14 protein-coding genes and 1 tRNA gene are annotated in these 15,756 nt (G+C 53.8%); 9 read left to right on the plus strand and 6 right to left on the minus strand.

The genetic code is table 11. The features are described 5' to 3' along the window. Nucleotides 1-758 (minus strand): hypothetical protein (locus VK738_14330; GenBank protein ID HTD23833.1); only part of this gene is annotated, 758 nt, incomplete at its 3' end. Between the two features lie 679 nt (nt 759-1,437). Between VK738_14330 and VK738_14335 the strand changes: the two genes are divergently transcribed. Beyond that, nucleotides 1,438-1,512: transfer RNA gene (locus VK738_14335), tRNA-Asn, on the plus strand. A gap of 185 nt (nt 1,513-1,697) precedes the next feature. Here the strand turns inward: VK738_14335 and VK738_14340 are convergent. Further along, nucleotides 1,698-2,654 carry a hypothetical protein gene (locus VK738_14340; protein ID HTD23834.1) on the minus strand — a complete coding sequence of 319 codons (957 nt, stop codon included), beginning with the start codon at nt 2,652-2,654 and terminating at the stop codon, nt 1,698-1,700. A 319-nt stretch (nt 2,655-2,973) separates the two neighbouring features. Between VK738_14340 and VK738_14345 the strand changes: the two genes are divergently transcribed. The 4 genes from VK738_14345 (at nt 2,974) to VK738_14360 (ending at nt 8,123) form a co-directional block, all read left to right on the plus strand. Beyond that, the gene (locus VK738_14345) at nt 2,974-3,288 is read left to right on the plus strand and encodes a hypothetical protein (GenBank protein ID HTD23835.1); all 315 of its coding nucleotides are present in this window, start codon (nt 2,974-2,976) and stop codon (nt 3,286-3,288) included. 346 nt (nt 3,289-3,634) lie between these two features. Next, nucleotides 3,635-4,999, plus strand: coding sequence for a sigma-54 dependent transcriptional regulator (locus VK738_14350; protein HTD23836.1), 1,365 nt, complete (start codon nt 3,635-3,637; stop codon nt 4,997-4,999). Then, nucleotides 4,996-7,362 carry a CHASE2 domain-containing protein gene (locus VK738_14355; protein ID HTD23837.1) on the plus strand — a complete coding sequence of 789 codons (2,367 nt, stop codon included), beginning with the start codon at nt 4,996-4,998 and terminating at the stop codon, nt 7,360-7,362. The genes VK738_14350 and VK738_14355 overlap by 4 nt, the downstream gene beginning before the upstream one ends. Further along, nucleotides 7,359-8,123, plus strand: coding sequence for a FecR family protein (locus VK738_14360; protein ID HTD23838.1), 765 nt, complete (start codon nt 7,359-7,361; stop codon nt 8,121-8,123). The genes VK738_14355 and VK738_14360 overlap by 4 nt, the downstream gene beginning before the upstream one ends. 55 nt (nt 8,124-8,178) lie before the next feature. On the opposite strand, the gene VK738_14365 is transcribed toward VK738_14360, so the two are convergent. After that, complete coding sequence (locus VK738_14365) at nt 8,179-8,553, minus strand: hypothetical protein (GenBank protein ID HTD23839.1); 375 nt, start codon at nt 8,551-8,553, stop codon at nt 8,179-8,181. Between the two features lie 247 nt (nt 8,554-8,800). Here VK738_14365 and VK738_14370 point away from each other — a divergent pair, with 247 nt between their 5' ends. The 3 genes from VK738_14370 to VK738_14380 all read left to right on the plus strand — a co-directional run bounded on the left by VK738_14370 (nt 8,801) and on the right by VK738_14380 (nt 10,636). Beyond that, nucleotides 8,801-9,328 carry a hypothetical protein gene (locus VK738_14370; protein ID HTD23840.1) on the plus strand — a complete coding sequence of 176 codons (528 nt, stop codon included), beginning with the start codon at nt 8,801-8,803 and terminating at the stop codon, nt 9,326-9,328. A gap of 202 nt (nt 9,329-9,530) precedes the next feature. Next, complete coding sequence (locus VK738_14375) at nt 9,531-9,935, plus strand: hypothetical protein (protein ID HTD23841.1); 405 nt, start codon at nt 9,531-9,533, stop codon at nt 9,933-9,935. Nucleotides 9,936-10,012: 77 nt separating this feature from the next. Then, complete coding sequence (locus tag VK738_14380; GenBank protein ID HTD23842.1) at nt 10,013-10,636, plus strand: prepilin-type N-terminal cleavage/methylation domain-containing protein; 624 nt, start codon at nt 10,013-10,015, stop codon at nt 10,634-10,636. 89 nt (nt 10,637-10,725) lie between these two features. On the opposite strand, the gene VK738_14385 is transcribed toward VK738_14380, so the two are convergent. Then, entirely contained in the window at nt 10,726-11,910 is a 1,185-nt protein-coding gene (locus VK738_14385; protein HTD23843.1) for an MASE1 domain-containing protein, read from the minus strand. A gap of 350 nt (nt 11,911-12,260) precedes the next feature. Between VK738_14385 and VK738_14390 the strand changes: the two genes are divergently transcribed. Further along, nucleotides 12,261-13,313 carry a hypothetical protein gene (locus VK738_14390; protein HTD23844.1) on the plus strand — a complete coding sequence of 351 codons (1,053 nt, stop codon included), beginning with the start codon at nt 12,261-12,263 and terminating at the stop codon, nt 13,311-13,313. A gap of 60 nt (nt 13,314-13,373) precedes the next feature. Here the strand turns inward: VK738_14390 and VK738_14395 are convergent, their stop codons facing one another. Both VK738_14395 and VK738_14400 read right to left on the minus strand, forming a co-directional pair. Beyond that, nucleotides 13,374-13,934 (minus strand): hypothetical protein, encoded by a 561-nt coding sequence (locus VK738_14395; GenBank protein ID HTD23845.1) that lies wholly within the window; start codon nt 13,932-13,934, stop codon nt 13,374-13,376. A 495-nt stretch (nt 13,935-14,429) separates the two neighbouring features. After that, a partial coding sequence (locus tag VK738_14400; protein ID HTD23846.1) for a malectin domain-containing carbohydrate-binding protein occupies nt 14,430-15,756 on the minus strand: 1,327 nt, incomplete at its 5' end.

Genomic DNA, 15,756 nt, shown 5'->3' on the forward strand with positions numbered 1-15,756 from the left:
AAAATCAAGCGGTCCTTAGCCGGGTCGCTGCCCAATGCGTGATAGAAGACATGGCGGTTATACATCTCCTCTCCGGGAGCAACGTCTCCCGGTTTGGGATAGCGCGTGTAATAGAAGCCGGAGTTGTCAGGCATCCAAGCGAGACTCGCGGCGCGCGTCTGCTCAATGGTGTCGGGCAAAAGTTTACCGGTTGCAGATTCGATTACGTGCAGGGTACTGATCTCTGAGCCGCTGGGCGATGTCCCGTAGGTCAAATACTTGCCGTCATGCGAAGGATAAAACCAATCAAGCGAAATGGTGCCATCGGCAACCAGAGTATTAGGATCAACCAACACCTGCTCGGCGCCATTCAGTCCCTTACGCACGTAGAGAACAGGCTGGTTCTGGTTGCCCTCGCGGCGGCGGTAAAAATAATATTCTCCGGCAACATTGGGTGTGCTCAATGCGCCCACACTGAATAGTTCGCTCAAGCGGGCATGCAGGGCATCGCGTCCGGGGAGCGGATCGAGCACGCTGCGCGTGTAGTTCAGCTCGTCCCGGACAAACTGCTGGGTGGCGCTGCTCTCGCCATCTTCCAACCAGCGAAATGGATCGGTAATTTTGTGGCCGTGCAGGGTCTCTTCCACAGCTACAGGCTGGGGTTTAGGCGCGGCCGGAGAGCTGGCATTGGGGGCGCTTGTAGTTGCATCGCCTTCCGCGATTGCCAGGGTTGCGACCAGGGATGAAGAGATCAGAAAAAGGAAGAAAAGCCAGATCAAGCGGGAAACTCCTCGCATAGCCAAACCTCGAAGTATAGATGCACAGTTCGTGCACAAAAAGCCTAACAGAAAAACAGCTCCAAGTTACAAGCTCCCACGGCCAGCCGGGGCAGGCCAAGCTCCAAGGGAGAAGTGGCACTCCCCAAGTTCCTCGGTGACCTCCTAAGCAAGGTTGGGGGATGGCAGGGCTGGTAGTAGTACCCCCACCCCCATTACTTTAAGTAATCCCTGCGGTGATAAGTCACTGATATCCAATGACATACAGAGAGGGCCGCGTGGTTGAAAGTAGTCTCAAATAGGCAATTGGTAAGCTCCATTAAAAACAGCTCTCACGGCCAGCCAGGGGCAGGCCAAGCTCCAAGGCCAGTACTTGGCATTCGGGCTCCGGGCAGGGAGATAGGTTTTCAAAGGACCTAAGGGACTTATGAAAAGCCCCGCATTCCTCAGAATGCTATAAACACACTTCAGCCCCATGATGACCTGCAGTTTCCAGGGAAGCAATGTTTTGATGCCAGACTGGTATCAAAAATTCGCACCACGAGCGCAGCGGAGGCGAGGGACCGGGGTTTTACCGGCAAACCAGCAAGTGGCGGAGCGAGTTGGCAACTTTGTAAAACTGTTATATAAAAGTAAAGAAAGCAAGGGGCGCCATTTTGCGCCGTTTTCCTGCCTATTACACTCCTCAGTAGCTCAATGGCAGAGCATCCGGCTGTTAACCGGAGGGTTGTAGGTTCGAGTCCTACCTGAGGAGCCAATTCTTACCGCGCTTCTTCTCCTCATAGATTCCAAAGGGGTCCTTCGACTTCGCTCAGGATTTCGCCTGCGGGCTCGGACGCCCGCAAGACGGCTCAAGTTCGAGTCCTACCTGAGGAGCCAATTCTCCCAAGCACCTGCACAAACTCACACTGGGAACTCAGGTGATCTCCACCTTGACGCAAATCATTCATCCGGCGGACCGGCTGCTCCGGCGAGGTCTTGGGGCCTGATCTTATCGACATTGAATTTAGCGATGCGCTCGCGCATTGTCTTAAAGACTTCTTCGAGTGGAGGTGGATCACCAGCGATCCAGCGCAGCGGGTTAATGCGCGCCACCACAAATGAACGGAGGTAAGGGCTAATGAGGCCTCGTTCCTTCAGCCTCTTGACCACCGCCGCAACCCGCTCCTCGAGGTCGAGGACCATCGCTGCACGCTTTTCATGCATCTTGAGCGTTGCGCGAAGGGGATCGTCGGAGAACGTCTCGAGCCGCCGCAAGATCGAGTGATACGCTCCTCCGCCGAAGCGCGGCGTCCGCTCGTAGCAAACACCCAGCGTCACAAGTGCCGGTTCATCGAGGTAGAAGGAGAACTTCGACTCCGGAAGCGACGCGTCTTCTTCCACCAGGCCGCGGTAGATTCGGATGACTTCCAGAGAGCGTTCCTTAAGATTGTGGGCCTTTTCTGTATTGAGAGCGAGAATTTGCCAGGCTATCTCACGATCAACAACGATCAGTGCCGTGAGGGACCTGGCTCCAAGCCGGCGCATAGCCGCCAACCTGTGGCGCCCATTCGGAGTCCAGAAACCTTCTTTCGGAGCGACAACCGCAATCACCGGATCCAGGTAACGGCCTGTCTTGGTAATCACGTCTGCCAGGCGCTTGTGATGAGCGTCGGAAAGGTCACGTTGAAACGGTGTAGGCTCAATCGCTCCGATCGGCAGAATGGCAAGCACCACAGGATGGCCGCCCAGTGGTTCCTTGTACGTTCCTATGACACAACCGCCGGCTTTTTCAACAGCGCTCACGATCTCCTTCGCCGGGCCCTCCACTTCCTGAAGCAGGCACTCAGTTGGGAGAAGTCCTTTGGTTCCGGGCTTGGCTTTACGCGGACGACGCCGGGCTGGAGCGCGTTTCACCATCGCAAGATATTGTAATTGGATTGCTAACCGGAGGGTTGTAGGTTCGAGTCTTACCTGAGGAGTCAATTTCTTCAATACAGCAGACGATTGGCTAAAGTATGCGAACAATTGCTGGATTGTTTGGTCTAGTGCTTCGCCTAAGGATTGGCATGAAAAGCTTGCTGCTGTACCTGAATTAAGAAATTGTTCAATACTCGTGATACAAATTGATCTTTCACCCCAGAATCGGTTTGGACAGCTGCCCCAATGGGTGTGGGATTGGATTGGCAAGTCTAGGGTGTAGGGTTTCGCTTTCCAACACCCCTCCCAGAAAGAGCGAATGAAATACAAGGTATTCTTCCATTGCGGAAACGAACTTTCGCTCAAAACCAAAGTTGCGAAGGGCCGCGCATGGCTGGATGACACAGGATTGCATGTCGAGGGTCAGAACGGATTTACGATCCCCAGCGGCGACATACTGGATACCGAATTGTTCAGGCTCCACGGTCTTGGCCGCGTGATCCGCATAGAGTATCGGGGTGGGCGCTTGTTTCTATCCGTGGTTCGTCTAATGATTGGGCAGTTTGCTTTCATTAACTTCCTTAGGACTGGCGCACTACACAAGCAAATAGCTGCCGTTGCGAAGTCGCACTAAGATTTGAGCGGTGTGGAACTGCCGCATCCGATACGGCTGTGTTAGGTTTAAATACCGTCAAGGATTCATCGGCATCGAGCTGGTGGCACATCTCGCGCTGCGGCTGCGCGGGCGACCCTGCTTCTATGACGGGCGCGGCTAGATTCGAGTCCTACCTGAGGAGCCAATTCTTTTCCGACATTTAGCTTCATGTTTTGATTTTTCCTCAATGAATAGTTCTGCCATGATGCATAATAAACGTGCGTCGCAGGTGTATCTAAACGCTCCAGTAGTGTGTCGAATCGCAACAAAATTACGGGATGCTTATGGATAGGATTGTGTGGTTGCACTGAGAAATAGCAACAAAATGTCGGAACAGTTTACAGTCCTGGTAGTAGACGATGAGGAATCCACACGCAGATTCCTGCATTCCGTATTGACAGCCGAGGGCTATGACTGCCGGCTGGCAGATAGCCTGGAACAAGCCGAGGTCCTGCTGCGCCAAAGCCGCATTGACCTCGCTCTGGTAGACCTTTATTTGGGTACTGCAAATGGCTTGAACGTCCTTGATCTTCTCAAGGTCATACAACCGCAATGCAAATGTGTCATCATGACGGCGCATGCAACAATGGAAACGGTTGCGCGCTCCCTGAGCGGGGGCGCTTTGGAGTATTTGAGCAAGCCATTGCTGATAGACGACCTGCTGGCCCTGGTTCGGAAGGTGCAAAGCACCCGTCCTCAATTGACGAAAGACACGCGCCTCGAAGGGCCTTCCCTGGAGACCGCGATCGTCGGACGAAGCCCAAAAATGCTCGAAGTTTATCGAGCTATTGCTCGCGTGGCTGCCAGCAATGCCAGTGTTCTCATCACAGGTGCAAGCGGAACAGGCAAAGAACTGGTGGCACGGGCGATCCACGCGCACAGCGCACGCGTAGAGATGCCTTTTGTGCCTATGAATTGCGGCGCGTTTTCTGAAACCCTTTTGGAGAGTGAACTTTTCGGATACGAAAAAGGGGCGTTTACCGGGGCCGATGCTAATCATCCGGGGCTTTTTGAAGCTGCTCATGGAGGCACGCTTTTCCTGGATGAAATCTCTGAAACGAAAACAAGCTTCCAGGTGAATCTGCTGCGCGCTGTACAGGAGCAGCAAGTGCGCCGGGTCGGCTCCAACAAATATATCCCGGTTGATGTGCGAATCCTGGCTGCCAGCAACTGTAACCTTGAAGTGTTGATCCAGGCCGGCAGCTTTCGTGAAGACCTTTATTACCGTCTGAGCGTAGTTACGATTCAGCTCCCTACGCTGGCCGAACGCAGTGAAGATATTCCGGAGTTGATCTACTACTTTCTCAAGCGCTCCAATGCAAGGAACAAGAGAAACATTCAGATTACTGCAGAGGCGGTGCAATCTTTGAGCCGTATGTCATGGCCGGGCAATGTCAGGGAATTAGAAAATTTCATCGAAAGGCTGGCGATTTTCTGTGCCTCCGGGGAAATTGGACTAGCTGATGTGGAACGCGAGGCTGGCAGCAAACGCCAGTTTGTCACACCCACAGTTGCCGGCAACGGATCGGCATCAACATTGCAGGCGATGGAGCGCCAGCACATTCTGCGCGTTTTACAGGAGGCGGAGGGAAACAAGTCTAAAGCTGCTCGGGCGCTAGGAATTGAAAGAAAGACGCTCTATGAAAAGGCGCGACGCCTGGGAATTGATCTTCAGACGAACAAGCGATGAAGGGCTTTTCGCCAAACTCGGAAATTCGTGGAACATTTTCATTTCGGCGTTGGCTGCGGCTCAATCTCCTGCTGCTGGTTCTAACCGGACTGATCAGCTTAAGCTTTCCAGTCATCAGTCTGAGCCGCAAGCTGGAAGACTTTTACTTCAGGCTGCGGAGTGCCCAGCCTACATCAAGGGATGTCGCCCTTGTATTGATTGATGATTCCGCATTGGCCCGTTACGGAAGATGGCCCTGGCCTCGAAAGCAACTGGCGCAATTGGTGCAAACCGTAAGCCAGTTTCACCCCAAAGCAATCGGGGTTGACATCATTTTGTCCGAACCCGAAGATGAAGCCAATGATTCAACTCTGGCGGACGCGCTCGAACAAGCGCGCAATGTTGTCTTGCCGTCCAAGATTTCCAGCTCGCTTGAAGGCGGTTTATGGATAGATCCGCTGCCGCGTTTTTCTAAGGCGGCAGCGGCTGTAGGACACGTACAAGCTGTGGTGGATTCAGATGGTCTATGCCGAAGAATCCCGATCGCGGAACCCAGCGCTGAAGGCCCGCGTCTTGCTTTTGTTGCCGAGTTAGTCAAGGTTGCGAATCCCGGAACCGCAATGCCAGAAGAAGCCGGCAATTCCCATTCATCCAATGAGATTGCAGGGACCGATCGTTTTGAACCCCAGTATTTGACCATCAATTACCGCCAGCAGTTTGCTCCTGCGCAATCCGCGCCTCCGTTTGTGACTCTTTCAGCCGGTGATTTGTTGGAGGGCCAAAGGGAAGATTTGTTGCGAGGGAAAATCGTGCTTATCGGCTTTGGCGCGACTGAGCTCAGCGACCGCCTCTTCACCCCAGTGAGCGATCAGAATCCAATGCCCGGGGTCGAGGTGAACGCCAACGCGGTTGACACTCTTCTGGAACACAAACAGATACAAAGTTTAGGGGTAGCTACCCAGATCCCGCTTCTGTTATGTGCCAGCATGCTTTCACTATGGATTGTGATGTGGTGGCCAGCCGGCCGGGGTCTGTTGTGCCTGTCAGCGCTGTTGTTGGCGGGATATGGCGCTGGCTATCTTCTCTTCAGTGTTTTTTACCGGCAATTGCAATACGGCCCTTTTCTGGTCATGGCTGTGTTAGCGGCGCCGCTCGCCCAGTTGGAAAACCTTATTGTGATTGATCGCGCCATTACGCGCGGGCTGAAGGAACTGCAAGCGTTGCTGCCTGTTCCTACAGAATTTTCGCCGCATAGGATTTTTATTCCCAGCCAGGATGCTCCTCCCTCTAACCTGCACTGGAAATTGAAGTCATTGCGACAATTACAGGATGAATTGGCTTCACTCTATGCCTTCGACGAAATTTTGCTTGAAACCATGCAGGAGGCCCTTGCCGTCTACGCATTGGATGGACGCCTGTTGTTCCACAATTCAAGTTGGGCGCGATTCTGCGAAAAGCAGGCCTTGGATGTAACCGCAAGCATGGAAGATCTGACGCGGAAGCTGGGAATTGGTAATAAATTCTGGCAGACGCCCCGGGATTCGTCTGGCTGGCAAGAAAAAGAGCTTTCGTTGAAAGAAGGCTGGTGGCGTTTTCGTACGGTGCGGCTCCCCTGGCCTTCCCCCGCCGAGTCCAACGCTACTCTCTTGCTCGCCGAAGATACCAGTGCGCTCCATGAGAGAGACCAGACGCGCGCCGAGGCATTGGGATTTGTGACCCATGAATTACGTACGCCGTTGGTTGCAATCCAAGGGTTTGCAGAGATGCTCATGCTTTATCCGCAATCCGCTTCCAGCGGGGAAGCTCCGGCAACAATTTTTCGCGAAGCAAGGCGTCTTGTGGCCATGATTAATGCCTACCTGGAAGTGCTGCGTATGGATGTTGGCTCCCGTCCACTTCGCCTGAGGCTGGTGGAGGTTAGCGATATAGTGAATCACGTTCGGCAGATTATGCAACCGCTGGCACAGTCGGCACAAATCGAAATCGTTGCGGAGATCGAGCCGGAAGCCAGGCTTCTCAATTGCGATGAGCCGCTCATTACCGGCGCTCTTCTTAATCTTGTAAGCAACGCCGTAAAATACAGCCCTAAAAGAAGTATAGTGAGGCTGCAGGTGAGGATGAAAGAAAGCGAGATTGAGTTCTTAGTTCAGAACCCTGGTCCGGCCATCCCAACAGAGGACCTCGATCGCATCTTTGAGCCCTATTACCGGGTCTCACAGCAGTCTGATTCAAAACCCGGATGGGGATTAGGACTCGCATTCGTGAAACGGATTTGTGAGCAGCACGGCGGCCGGGTGCAAGTGAGCAGCAGCGCATCTTCAGGCACCTGCTTTTGTTTCATCCTCCCCATCCATTCCAATATGATTTCCGAGGCAGTCGTATGAAAATTTATCCAATTCGCAAGCAGGTTTTCTTCTGCATAATGTTTTTCTTAAGTGTGGGTGCAGTTTCCCAACAGGGTGGGCTTTCTGCTACAAGTGCTCCGTATGCGGGCGCGACGGTTGCTGATTTCGAAAAAAAGGTGCAACTGCAGCTTCCCGGGCAAGGCTCCTCGGCTCCGAGTCGCGGGCAGGTTCTGCCGCCTGATAGCGTGATCAACACTGGAGACGGGCATATTCTGCTGCATCTGGAGGATGGCAGCGAGATCCTGGTGCAGCCCAACACACAGTTGATTTTGAAGCAGCCCTCCCCATCAAATTGGCAGCGTTTGCAGTTGCTGTTCGGTCAAATAAAGGCCGAGATACAAAAACGTGTCAGCGGGTCGCCGCCGTTCCAAATAGGCACTCCCAGTGCCGTGATTTCGGTGCGCGGCACACGCTTTTATGTAGAAGTGGATAAGCACAAAGTCACCGAAGTTGATGTGGAGGAAGGCGAGGTTCAACTCGAAAACGCGAAAGGGATTGGCGCCCCGATCCTGATTAAGGCTGGGTCCTCCAGTCGCGTGGGCGAAGACTCCGCTCCTGAACCCACACAGCCGACGCAAGAGCTGCAAAAGCAGTCAGGAAAGTCTGGTTCTAACGGCAACGGTAACGGTAACGGTAACGGTAACGGGGGGAAGGGACAGGGTAAAGGACTGGGACAAACCAACCAGTCCCACTCCCAGGCACACACTCCGCATGTACCCAAAGCAGTCGGACATAAATGAACGGGAGCAAGAGATAGGAGACGCAATAACTATTATCTTTTACTGAACTCAACGCCTACTTGTGGTCTTTGGCATCCCGGTGATTATGGTCGTCGCGGTCGTGGTCGCCATCGTGATGGCCAGTTGAGTGACATCCGTTTTTCTTGGCCTGACCCGGTGGGAGGTTACAATTGCCCCAGCCGGTCTTCTTACCGTGGCTCTCACCGTTGTTGCGGAAATGATTCTGATGGTGATCATCTTTGTCGCGGTCTTTATCGCGGTCTTTGTCTCGATCATGATCGCGATCATGGTGCCCGCGATCATCGCGGTCACGGTCGGCGTGCTTGTCATCACTACCTTTACCGTGGCCTTTATCGGCGAGAGCAGACATCGGAACCATGGTCACACTGAGCGCCAACGCGAGCAGAAAACGCAAAATTCGTATATGCATTGCTACATTCCCTCCTAAAACCCCTGTCGAGTTAAGTAGCATATTTATTACCAAAGAAAACACCTTAAGAATCAGTAAGTTGGAATGAGAGCCCGGCGCGCTATGTGTTGGATCGTAACAGGCTGTTTCCTTTCAACCCATAAACTCTACTCATAATCTTTGCATGTAATTGATTTTATTGGCTTTCTCTCTTGGCACCAGAGTTGCTAATACAGCGGTCGTGCCGCTTCTGAAGGAGTCAAACCAAATGAAGTTGTTACGCATTGCAAGCATAGGATCTTTTCTGCTAGCAAGTGCACTCTTCTACTACAACTTGCCAGGTTATGGCGCAGGTGGCGGTAGGCATGCGGGAGGACCACCCTCTGGCGGGGGAATGGGACACTCCAATATGGGAAGCTCGAGCCACGGCAGTATGGGAACATCGAGCCACGTTACGCAATCGGGAAGCCAGACACAATCGCAGACGTCCTTTCCGAAACAACTCTCGAATCCGAATTCAAAACTTTCTTCCAACCTGCAGAAGCTGTTGCCGAAAGGAACGACCCCACAACAGGCTTGCTCCGGATTTAAGAATCTTGGCCAGTGCGTGGCCGCAATTCACGTGTCTCACAATCTGGGGATTCCATTTTCCGACCTGAAGAGCAAGATGACGGGATCGAATTCGGAGAGCCTGGGCAAAGCCATTCAGGCCTTGAAGCCGAGTTCGGACTCCACGGCTGAAAAGAAAAAGGCTGAGAAACAGGCCCAAGACGACATGAACGAATCCGAAAGCTGAATTTTACTTTTGAGGTTCGAGTTTGCTGTGAAGAGAGCTTTATGTTCTGCATCTCTAGAAGCGTAGTGAGAGGTTTCTGGGGGGAAAGATGCAGTAGAGAGTGCGAAGCAGATTTTTCCAATTTTCGTTACACCTTTAGAGAGGGGTTGTAATAAAAGTCGGCAAGAATCTGCTTCGCTGCTCTTAAACGAGCATCGTGCTTATGAAATACACAATTTCCAGAGACGCTGATCTTGTCACAGTCATTGCCTGTGATGCAGTCACTCTGCAGGACTGCATTCGTTCGGTCGAGTACCTTCTGAAGGAAGTGCCCCTGCGACCTGGAATGCAGCTTCTTATAGACGCCACATGCGTCAAACCAGAGCTCTCATTCGATGAACTCCGCCAGCTTGCCTGGCATGTCAATCGAGTGGTCCGGAGTGGAGTCCGCAGCATCGCTATAACTGCCAACGGTGATTTCATTTATGGTCTCGCCCGGGTTTTCTCAGCCTATGCCGATATGGATGGTTTTAACGTATCTGTATTTCGCACTCAAGAAACGGCCCGGACGTGGTTGGAAAGTTGCAGACCGGTCACGTATTCATCGCTCCAAATAACGTCACGGTAAGGGGAGAGACGCGATGGAACCTGCTTTTTTAGAGTCTTCTGTTTGAAGTTAGTTCATTCCAGAAAGGGCACTCAATAATGCATCAGCACAAGGGATTTTCGTTAATCGAATTGCTGGTTGTGCTCGGTATGATCCTGGTGATTCTTGCGGTTGCAATACCGATTTACAAGAACGCGATGGACAGCGTACACCTCAAAGAGGCCGGAAGAAGGTATGCTGGTATTTTGCAGCGCGGAAAGCTTGCCGCGGTAGCCGGCAACACATATAACGCCATTGGGGTACAGGCCCTTGCCAATTCTTGCACAGAAGTCTGTGTCGGTATCGCTTATGTGGACACTACAGATACCAATAATCCACCAACTAACTATGCTGCTCCAGAACCGATGGCGGTGCTGGGGAGTGGGGTCCTATGGGGTTCATCCGGGCCCGCAACCAATGATTTGAACAATAAAGTGTTTCCAAGCGGAACTCTTAGTTATCCCCCTGTCTTCGGCCCACGCGGACTGCCATGCGTTCCAATGGCTGTCACGGGCGGTACGATTTGCAATACACAGGGAGGGAACGTTGCTTATGCCACCTACTTCCAGTCTCCCTTAGGAAAATGGGAAGCAGTTACGGTGAACCCAGCAGGAGAAATCCAACTCTGGTCCTACGATCCGGACGCCTCCGCGTGGAACCAGATAGAAAACATAAAAGCATAGAAGCCGGTCTCGCGAAATACCTTAAGAGAACAGATCCAAGACTATAGAGCAACATGGACTCTATGCTGCTTGTGGTTGACTGAGAGCGGCTAGGAGGCGCTCTTCCACTCTTCGGGATACAACCTCTTTGCACATGCCGGGCAAATGCCATGCGTAAAGTCGGCTTGGGAATGTTCGCGGATATAACTTTCAATCTGGTTCCAGTATCCCTGATCGTCGCGGATATTCTTGCAAACCGCGCATATGGGAATCAGACCTTTGAGGGTCTTGACCTTGCTGAGTGCTTCCTGAAGTTCCAGAATCAGTTCTTCGCGGTCCAACTCCGCCCGTCTGCGTTCCGAGACAATGGTTGCAAGCGTCATCGTCATTACCGCGGTCACGCCCATAAATGCCTGCAGCAGGAGCAAAGATTCGTTTTGCGTCTTGCCGACGAATGGACCAAACCCGAGAAGCGTGCCCCGGATAGCGATGCCTGACAGCAGGAAGGTCACCGTTGCCACCCCTCGCTGACCGAACCGCAATGCCGCCCAGATGAGGCACGGAATGCACATGAACTCCAGGGGATAGTTCTTGTGGGAGAAAGGAAGCAAGCCGCCAAACACGACCTCACCCACTGAGAGAAGTAGAAGGGCGAGTGTGCCGGCTTCCAGCAGATGCTTCCTGTTCCAGGAAACAATGTTGCTGGTTGCCCATAAGATCAGCAAGGGAGCTACGATGAGATCGCCGGTTGCATCTCCCAACCACCACGTCAGCCAAACCGTTCCATAGTCGCCCCATCGGGCAAGACCGCCGAGGGCAAGGCTGGTCACACCGCAAGTGGCGCTCACCAAAGTGCTGAGGACCGCACCAAAGAACACAAATTTGAAAACGTCCCGCGTACGCTCGAATGAGCGCAGGCCGCCTGCGAAATGGTTCACCAAATAGGCCCCCAGCATCCCTTCCAGGGTGTTTCCCATCGCGATGCTGGCCGAGGTGGCGATACCGCCGGCGGTTGTGATGTTGGTCAAGAATGCTGCCACCAGAATACCCGGCCAGACGCGGTAGCCAAGGAATAGAAACGCCACGAGGGCAATTCCCGTAGGCGGCCAGACCGCTGTGGCGCTTGCGTTGGCAAAGGCCAATCTCAGCCCAAGCTTGCCTGCGAGGATATAGCTGGCAGTCACGAGGAGGAGGGCTGCAAGGTCTCTCAAAAATCTGGCTTTTGGTGTTGCCTCTCCTGGCTCAGGTTGAGATGGCGAGTTGCCTCGGAGAGCAACCGGGAGGCCGTCAGGCATAGTTTGACTCCTCAGTGTGCTGGGCGCGTTTGGCGGACCAGTCCACTCAGTCAGACGTGCGGTGGCGTGCGCCCAATTATAGCGCGGGCTTCCCGCCAACGAGAGGCCGATAATCTGGGATGTGATGACACGGAAGTACATCGAACTTCTGGGTGCGTTCCACGTGCACGTGTACGAAACTGATTTCACCAGTGGGAGCCCATTGTCGTGCGCGAACCTCCGCTCATCTCGGGGGAAGCCTAACCGGCGTTCCGGGCCCAAGAAAAAGGCCCCGGATGTGCTTGGAAAGTTGTAAGCTAGCTGCAGTATTCACCTGCTTAAAAGAGCCCAACCATGCGAGGAGATCTGCAATGAAATCCTGCCGTTTCAAGCTTGTCTATTGCATTGTCGCGCTGGGGATTAGCTTGCCTGCCATGGGTCAGGATTCGCCGCAGGTTGATCAGGAAAAGGGATTCACCGCAATTGAGAGTTTCCAGGGCAGTCTTAACTCTTCAAATAAGCTTCTCAGACTCGATTCCACTCTAGGCTACGATTTCAATAAACACTTTGGTGTGTTTGCCGGGGTTCCGATGTACTACAGCAACATTCTCGATACCAGTCTGGCTTCGACGACGGGTACATCTGTCCGCAGGGCCAATGAGGGCATTGGCAACATCTATTTAGGCCTGGCCTTTCGAGTGCCTCATGACGAATGGAGTTTTACATCTACAATTACAGCGGCTGCGCCTACGGGCAGCACCAAAAAGGGATACAGCACCGGACGAGTGAGTGTTGACTGGTCCAATCGCTTTGGGCGTACATTTCATCGAATCACACCATTTATTGGAGCCGGACTGGCGAACACTGTCTCAGACACGCCCCTGGTGACGCGTCCTTTTACATCGCTGGGTGTGGTCGGCCATCTGGAGGAGGGTGCAGAGTACGATTTAGGCCATCACTTCTCAGTAGGCGCCTCGGCCTATCAGATTTTCCCCTCAGGAAGCCAGACGGTCTTTAGCCAGGTGATTCTGCCCGATCAGAGCGGTCAAGGTCAGAGTGGTAATGCTGGCCAAGGCAACAACGGTAACTCCGGTCAGGGCAACAACGGCAACGGTCAGGGCAACAGTGGCAACAACGGTAAAGGCAAAGGCAACAACGGTAATCGAGGCAATAGCGCCAACGCTCCGGGTCACAACAAGACTGGCCCGGGGAATCCTAACCGGCCTTTCGAGCTTGCATCCGTTACCATAGGAACAGGACTTACACGAGAGAACGGGTTCGACGCATGGGTCGGCTTCGAACCTAGCCAGCTCTGGCATGTTGAGGTGGGATACGCACGCAGCATGACCTATGACTTCAGCAGTTTTACCTTTAGTCTGTCTTTCGACATCGGAAAGCTGATTCGTTCCAGGAAGGGACACTAGGAAGTCTTACTGATACCAAGGCGTATTTTCTGTATGCCGGTAGTTGCCGGGACGAGGCTCTTAATCAATGCTCAGGGTTCTAAGAATCAGCTCCGAGCCCGGATGAGTTGCAGCGGCGCTGGCAACAGAGACTTGAGACATAATCATCACTTTGTACTTCTGACTGCTCAGCATGTAGAACTTGGCTTCGTGCGGCACTTGCGTTCCCAGCACATCAATACTGAATTGTTGCAGCACGCCTTGCTGCTCTTCACCGGCAACCGTGCCCGTGACAGGCGCTGATGTCCCTTTACTGACCTCGGCTGTCTTGAATGAGCCGATGCTCAATTTGCTTTCAATAGCGGCGTCACGCCGCTGCGCAACTTCTGTGGCGAACGCCTCAAGGGTTAGCCTGTTCGATGGAGGCAAACAGATCAGGCTTACTACGGCATTACTCGGCCCTTCTATATGAATCGCTCTCACCTCTGGCGTGGCATCGAGGGTTGCGTCTTTGACAATAGTCCAATTTGAGTAGTAAGAGAATTGCACTCCATCTTTTTGATAATGCTGAACGGTGGGCGTGCGTGTGCACGCAACGCAGGCAAACATCACCGCCAGAGCCGCCAAGATGGGATACCGCATTTTCTGAATATTCATTTTCTGAAGAGATGGACTGAATGCCCAAGAGTAACAGAAATGACCCAAGGGAGTGTCCTGAAAAGTAAGTGTCATGGGTCCTTTTGAAATATAGAAATATGGCGCGCCTTGGGCGACGAAGTTAGAGCTTTCGCAATTTTGACCCCGGAGAGACGATGTTAAGCGACCTGGTGCAATTCTGAAAGCTCAATATTTCAGCCACTTTCTTCAGCAAGTCCTCGGGATGAACGGGGTTGGGAAAGGAGGGGGAAGTTGCGGCCTTGCTTTCGAGCGCGGTCCCATGATTCAGCGGTAGCCGCTTGACCTGAGAATAGCAAAACCTTGCACTCAGGGCACTTTTCAGACACGGCCAATGCCAGTGCACGATCGAGTGAAGTTGCGCGATGCTTCCTCTCAGTTTTCTTCTCGCTGTCTTAAGCTAAAGTTGCAGATGGCCGGCGACATGGCCGGCCATCCGCACCCGTGAACTAGGACCGCGGCTCACTGAATCTCGATTCCACTGATGAGAGCTTTGTTGGTCACGGTTGTGAACTGAATTACGATCTGACCGCTGCCATTGGCAGTGGTGCTGAACTGCTCGATCACCGCCTTGTTCGTCGCACCGGCCGTCGCGAAGATATCGAAATTGGTGAGTACCTGCGTACCGTTGATCGAGACATTGAAGACGCGCTGGCCGGCAGCCGTCCAGAAGGTCTCAGCAAAGTGCAGGCGAACGGTGTGGCCCGATCCGGGGGTGAAGCTGGGAATCGTGTAGCTGAACGTGGTGCCCGCCCCGATGGTCGCCGTCACCCTTGCCGACTGGTAGACGGCCATTGGCGCCGGATTGGTCACTCCGCTCAAATTAATCGTGTTGGCATGATTGATCGTCGCGCCGCCATTGAAGTCGGTATCCGCGACGAATGAGCCCGTTGTCGGCCCCCCTGCATTGATATCGACCGGACCGGATGACAACGCGAACGCCATCGAGTCGATGTTCCAGCCGGCCGTGTCCTGGTTCACTGTCAGCGTCTGCGTGCCCGCGGGCAGTGTAACAGTAGCTGTTACCGTCACCCAGGTCTGGAAGCCGCCGGTCGCTGGAACTGCAACCGTACCGCTGAGGTTGGTTCCCGACGAGTTGGAAATATGGAACGCATCGGCAACAGCGGTCGGAGCGGCAACCAGAATGCTGACCGTGTACGTCCCTGCCGTGGCCACGTTCACTGTGTAGCGGAACCACTGTCCCGCGGTCGTCCAGCCGAGATCGTTGCCGGTTGCGGGGGCTGTTGCCGTCTCCAGATCGACGCCGTCGGAGCGGTAGCCGTTGGCCGTTCCATTGACCGAGGTCACGTTATAGGCGACTCCCTGGCCGCCGGTGTCGTAGTTCTCGGCCATCACCGTGCCAGGAATCGCCGCGGGCGTTCCGCCGAACGGTCCCTCGGACGGCAGCAGGCCATAGACGCACAGCTGGCCGCTGTTGTTGGCCCCTGTACCGAAGCTGCCCAGATACGCCTTGCCGTTGGCGACGACGGGATAACTGTACTTGGAATAGTTGCTGCAGTTGTCGCGGGCGGCGTTCTGTTGCGAATCCCAGAGTTCGCTGCTGACATTGTCGGCGTTGAAAGCGCGAAAGATGCCGGGTACCGTGCCATGGTTGGCATCGCCGCTGAGAACACAATTCGCCCAAAGCACGCCGCTGCCGGTGGCGGCGCCATTGGCCGAAACCGAGAGCATGCAACCCGGCATGCCGCACGTGGCCGCCGTCATGGTGCTGGTATGAATCGCCGATGTGTTGAAGGTTGAGCCGTTGAACTGGAACTGCCGCAGGAAG

It is taken from the genome of Terriglobales bacterium, assembly GCA_035487355.1.
Taxonomy (GTDB): Bacteria; Acidobacteriota; Terriglobia; order Terriglobales; family Acidobacteriaceae; genus QIAW01.

Coding starts and splice junctions, on each gene's coding strand:
- VK738_14340 (HTD23834.1), bottom strand. CDS start 2,654: ATGGTGAAACGCGCTCCAGCCCGGCGTCGTCCGCGTAAAGCCAAGCCC.
- VK738_14345 (HTD23835.1), top strand. CDS start 2,974: ATGAAATACAAGGTATTCTTCCATTGCGGAAACGAACTTTCGCTCAAA.
- VK738_14350 (HTD23836.1), top strand. CDS start 3,635: ATGTCGGAACAGTTTACAGTCCTGGTAGTAGACGATGAGGAATCCACA.
- VK738_14355 (HTD23837.1), top strand. CDS start 4,996: ATGAAGGGCTTTTCGCCAAACTCGGAAATTCGTGGAACATTTTCATTT.
- VK738_14360 (HTD23838.1), top strand. CDS start 7,359: ATGAAAATTTATCCAATTCGCAAGCAGGTTTTCTTCTGCATAATGTTT.
- VK738_14365 (HTD23839.1), bottom strand. CDS start 8,553: ATGCATATACGAATTTTGCGTTTTCTGCTCGCGTTGGCGCTCAGTGTG.
- VK738_14370 (HTD23840.1), top strand. CDS start 8,801: ATGAAGTTGTTACGCATTGCAAGCATAGGATCTTTTCTGCTAGCAAGT.
- VK738_14375 (HTD23841.1), top strand. CDS start 9,531: ATGAAATACACAATTTCCAGAGACGCTGATCTTGTCACAGTCATTGCC.
- VK738_14380 (HTD23842.1), top strand. CDS start 10,013: ATGCATCAGCACAAGGGATTTTCGTTAATCGAATTGCTGGTTGTGCTC.
- VK738_14385 (HTD23843.1), bottom strand. CDS start 11,910: ATGCCTGACGGCCTCCCGGTTGCTCTCCGAGGCAACTCGCCATCTCAA.
- VK738_14390 (HTD23844.1), top strand. CDS start 12,261: ATGAAATCCTGCCGTTTCAAGCTTGTCTATTGCATTGTCGCGCTGGGG.
- VK738_14395 (HTD23845.1), bottom strand. CDS start 13,934: ATGCGGTATCCCATCTTGGCGGCTCTGGCGGTGATGTTTGCCTGCGTT.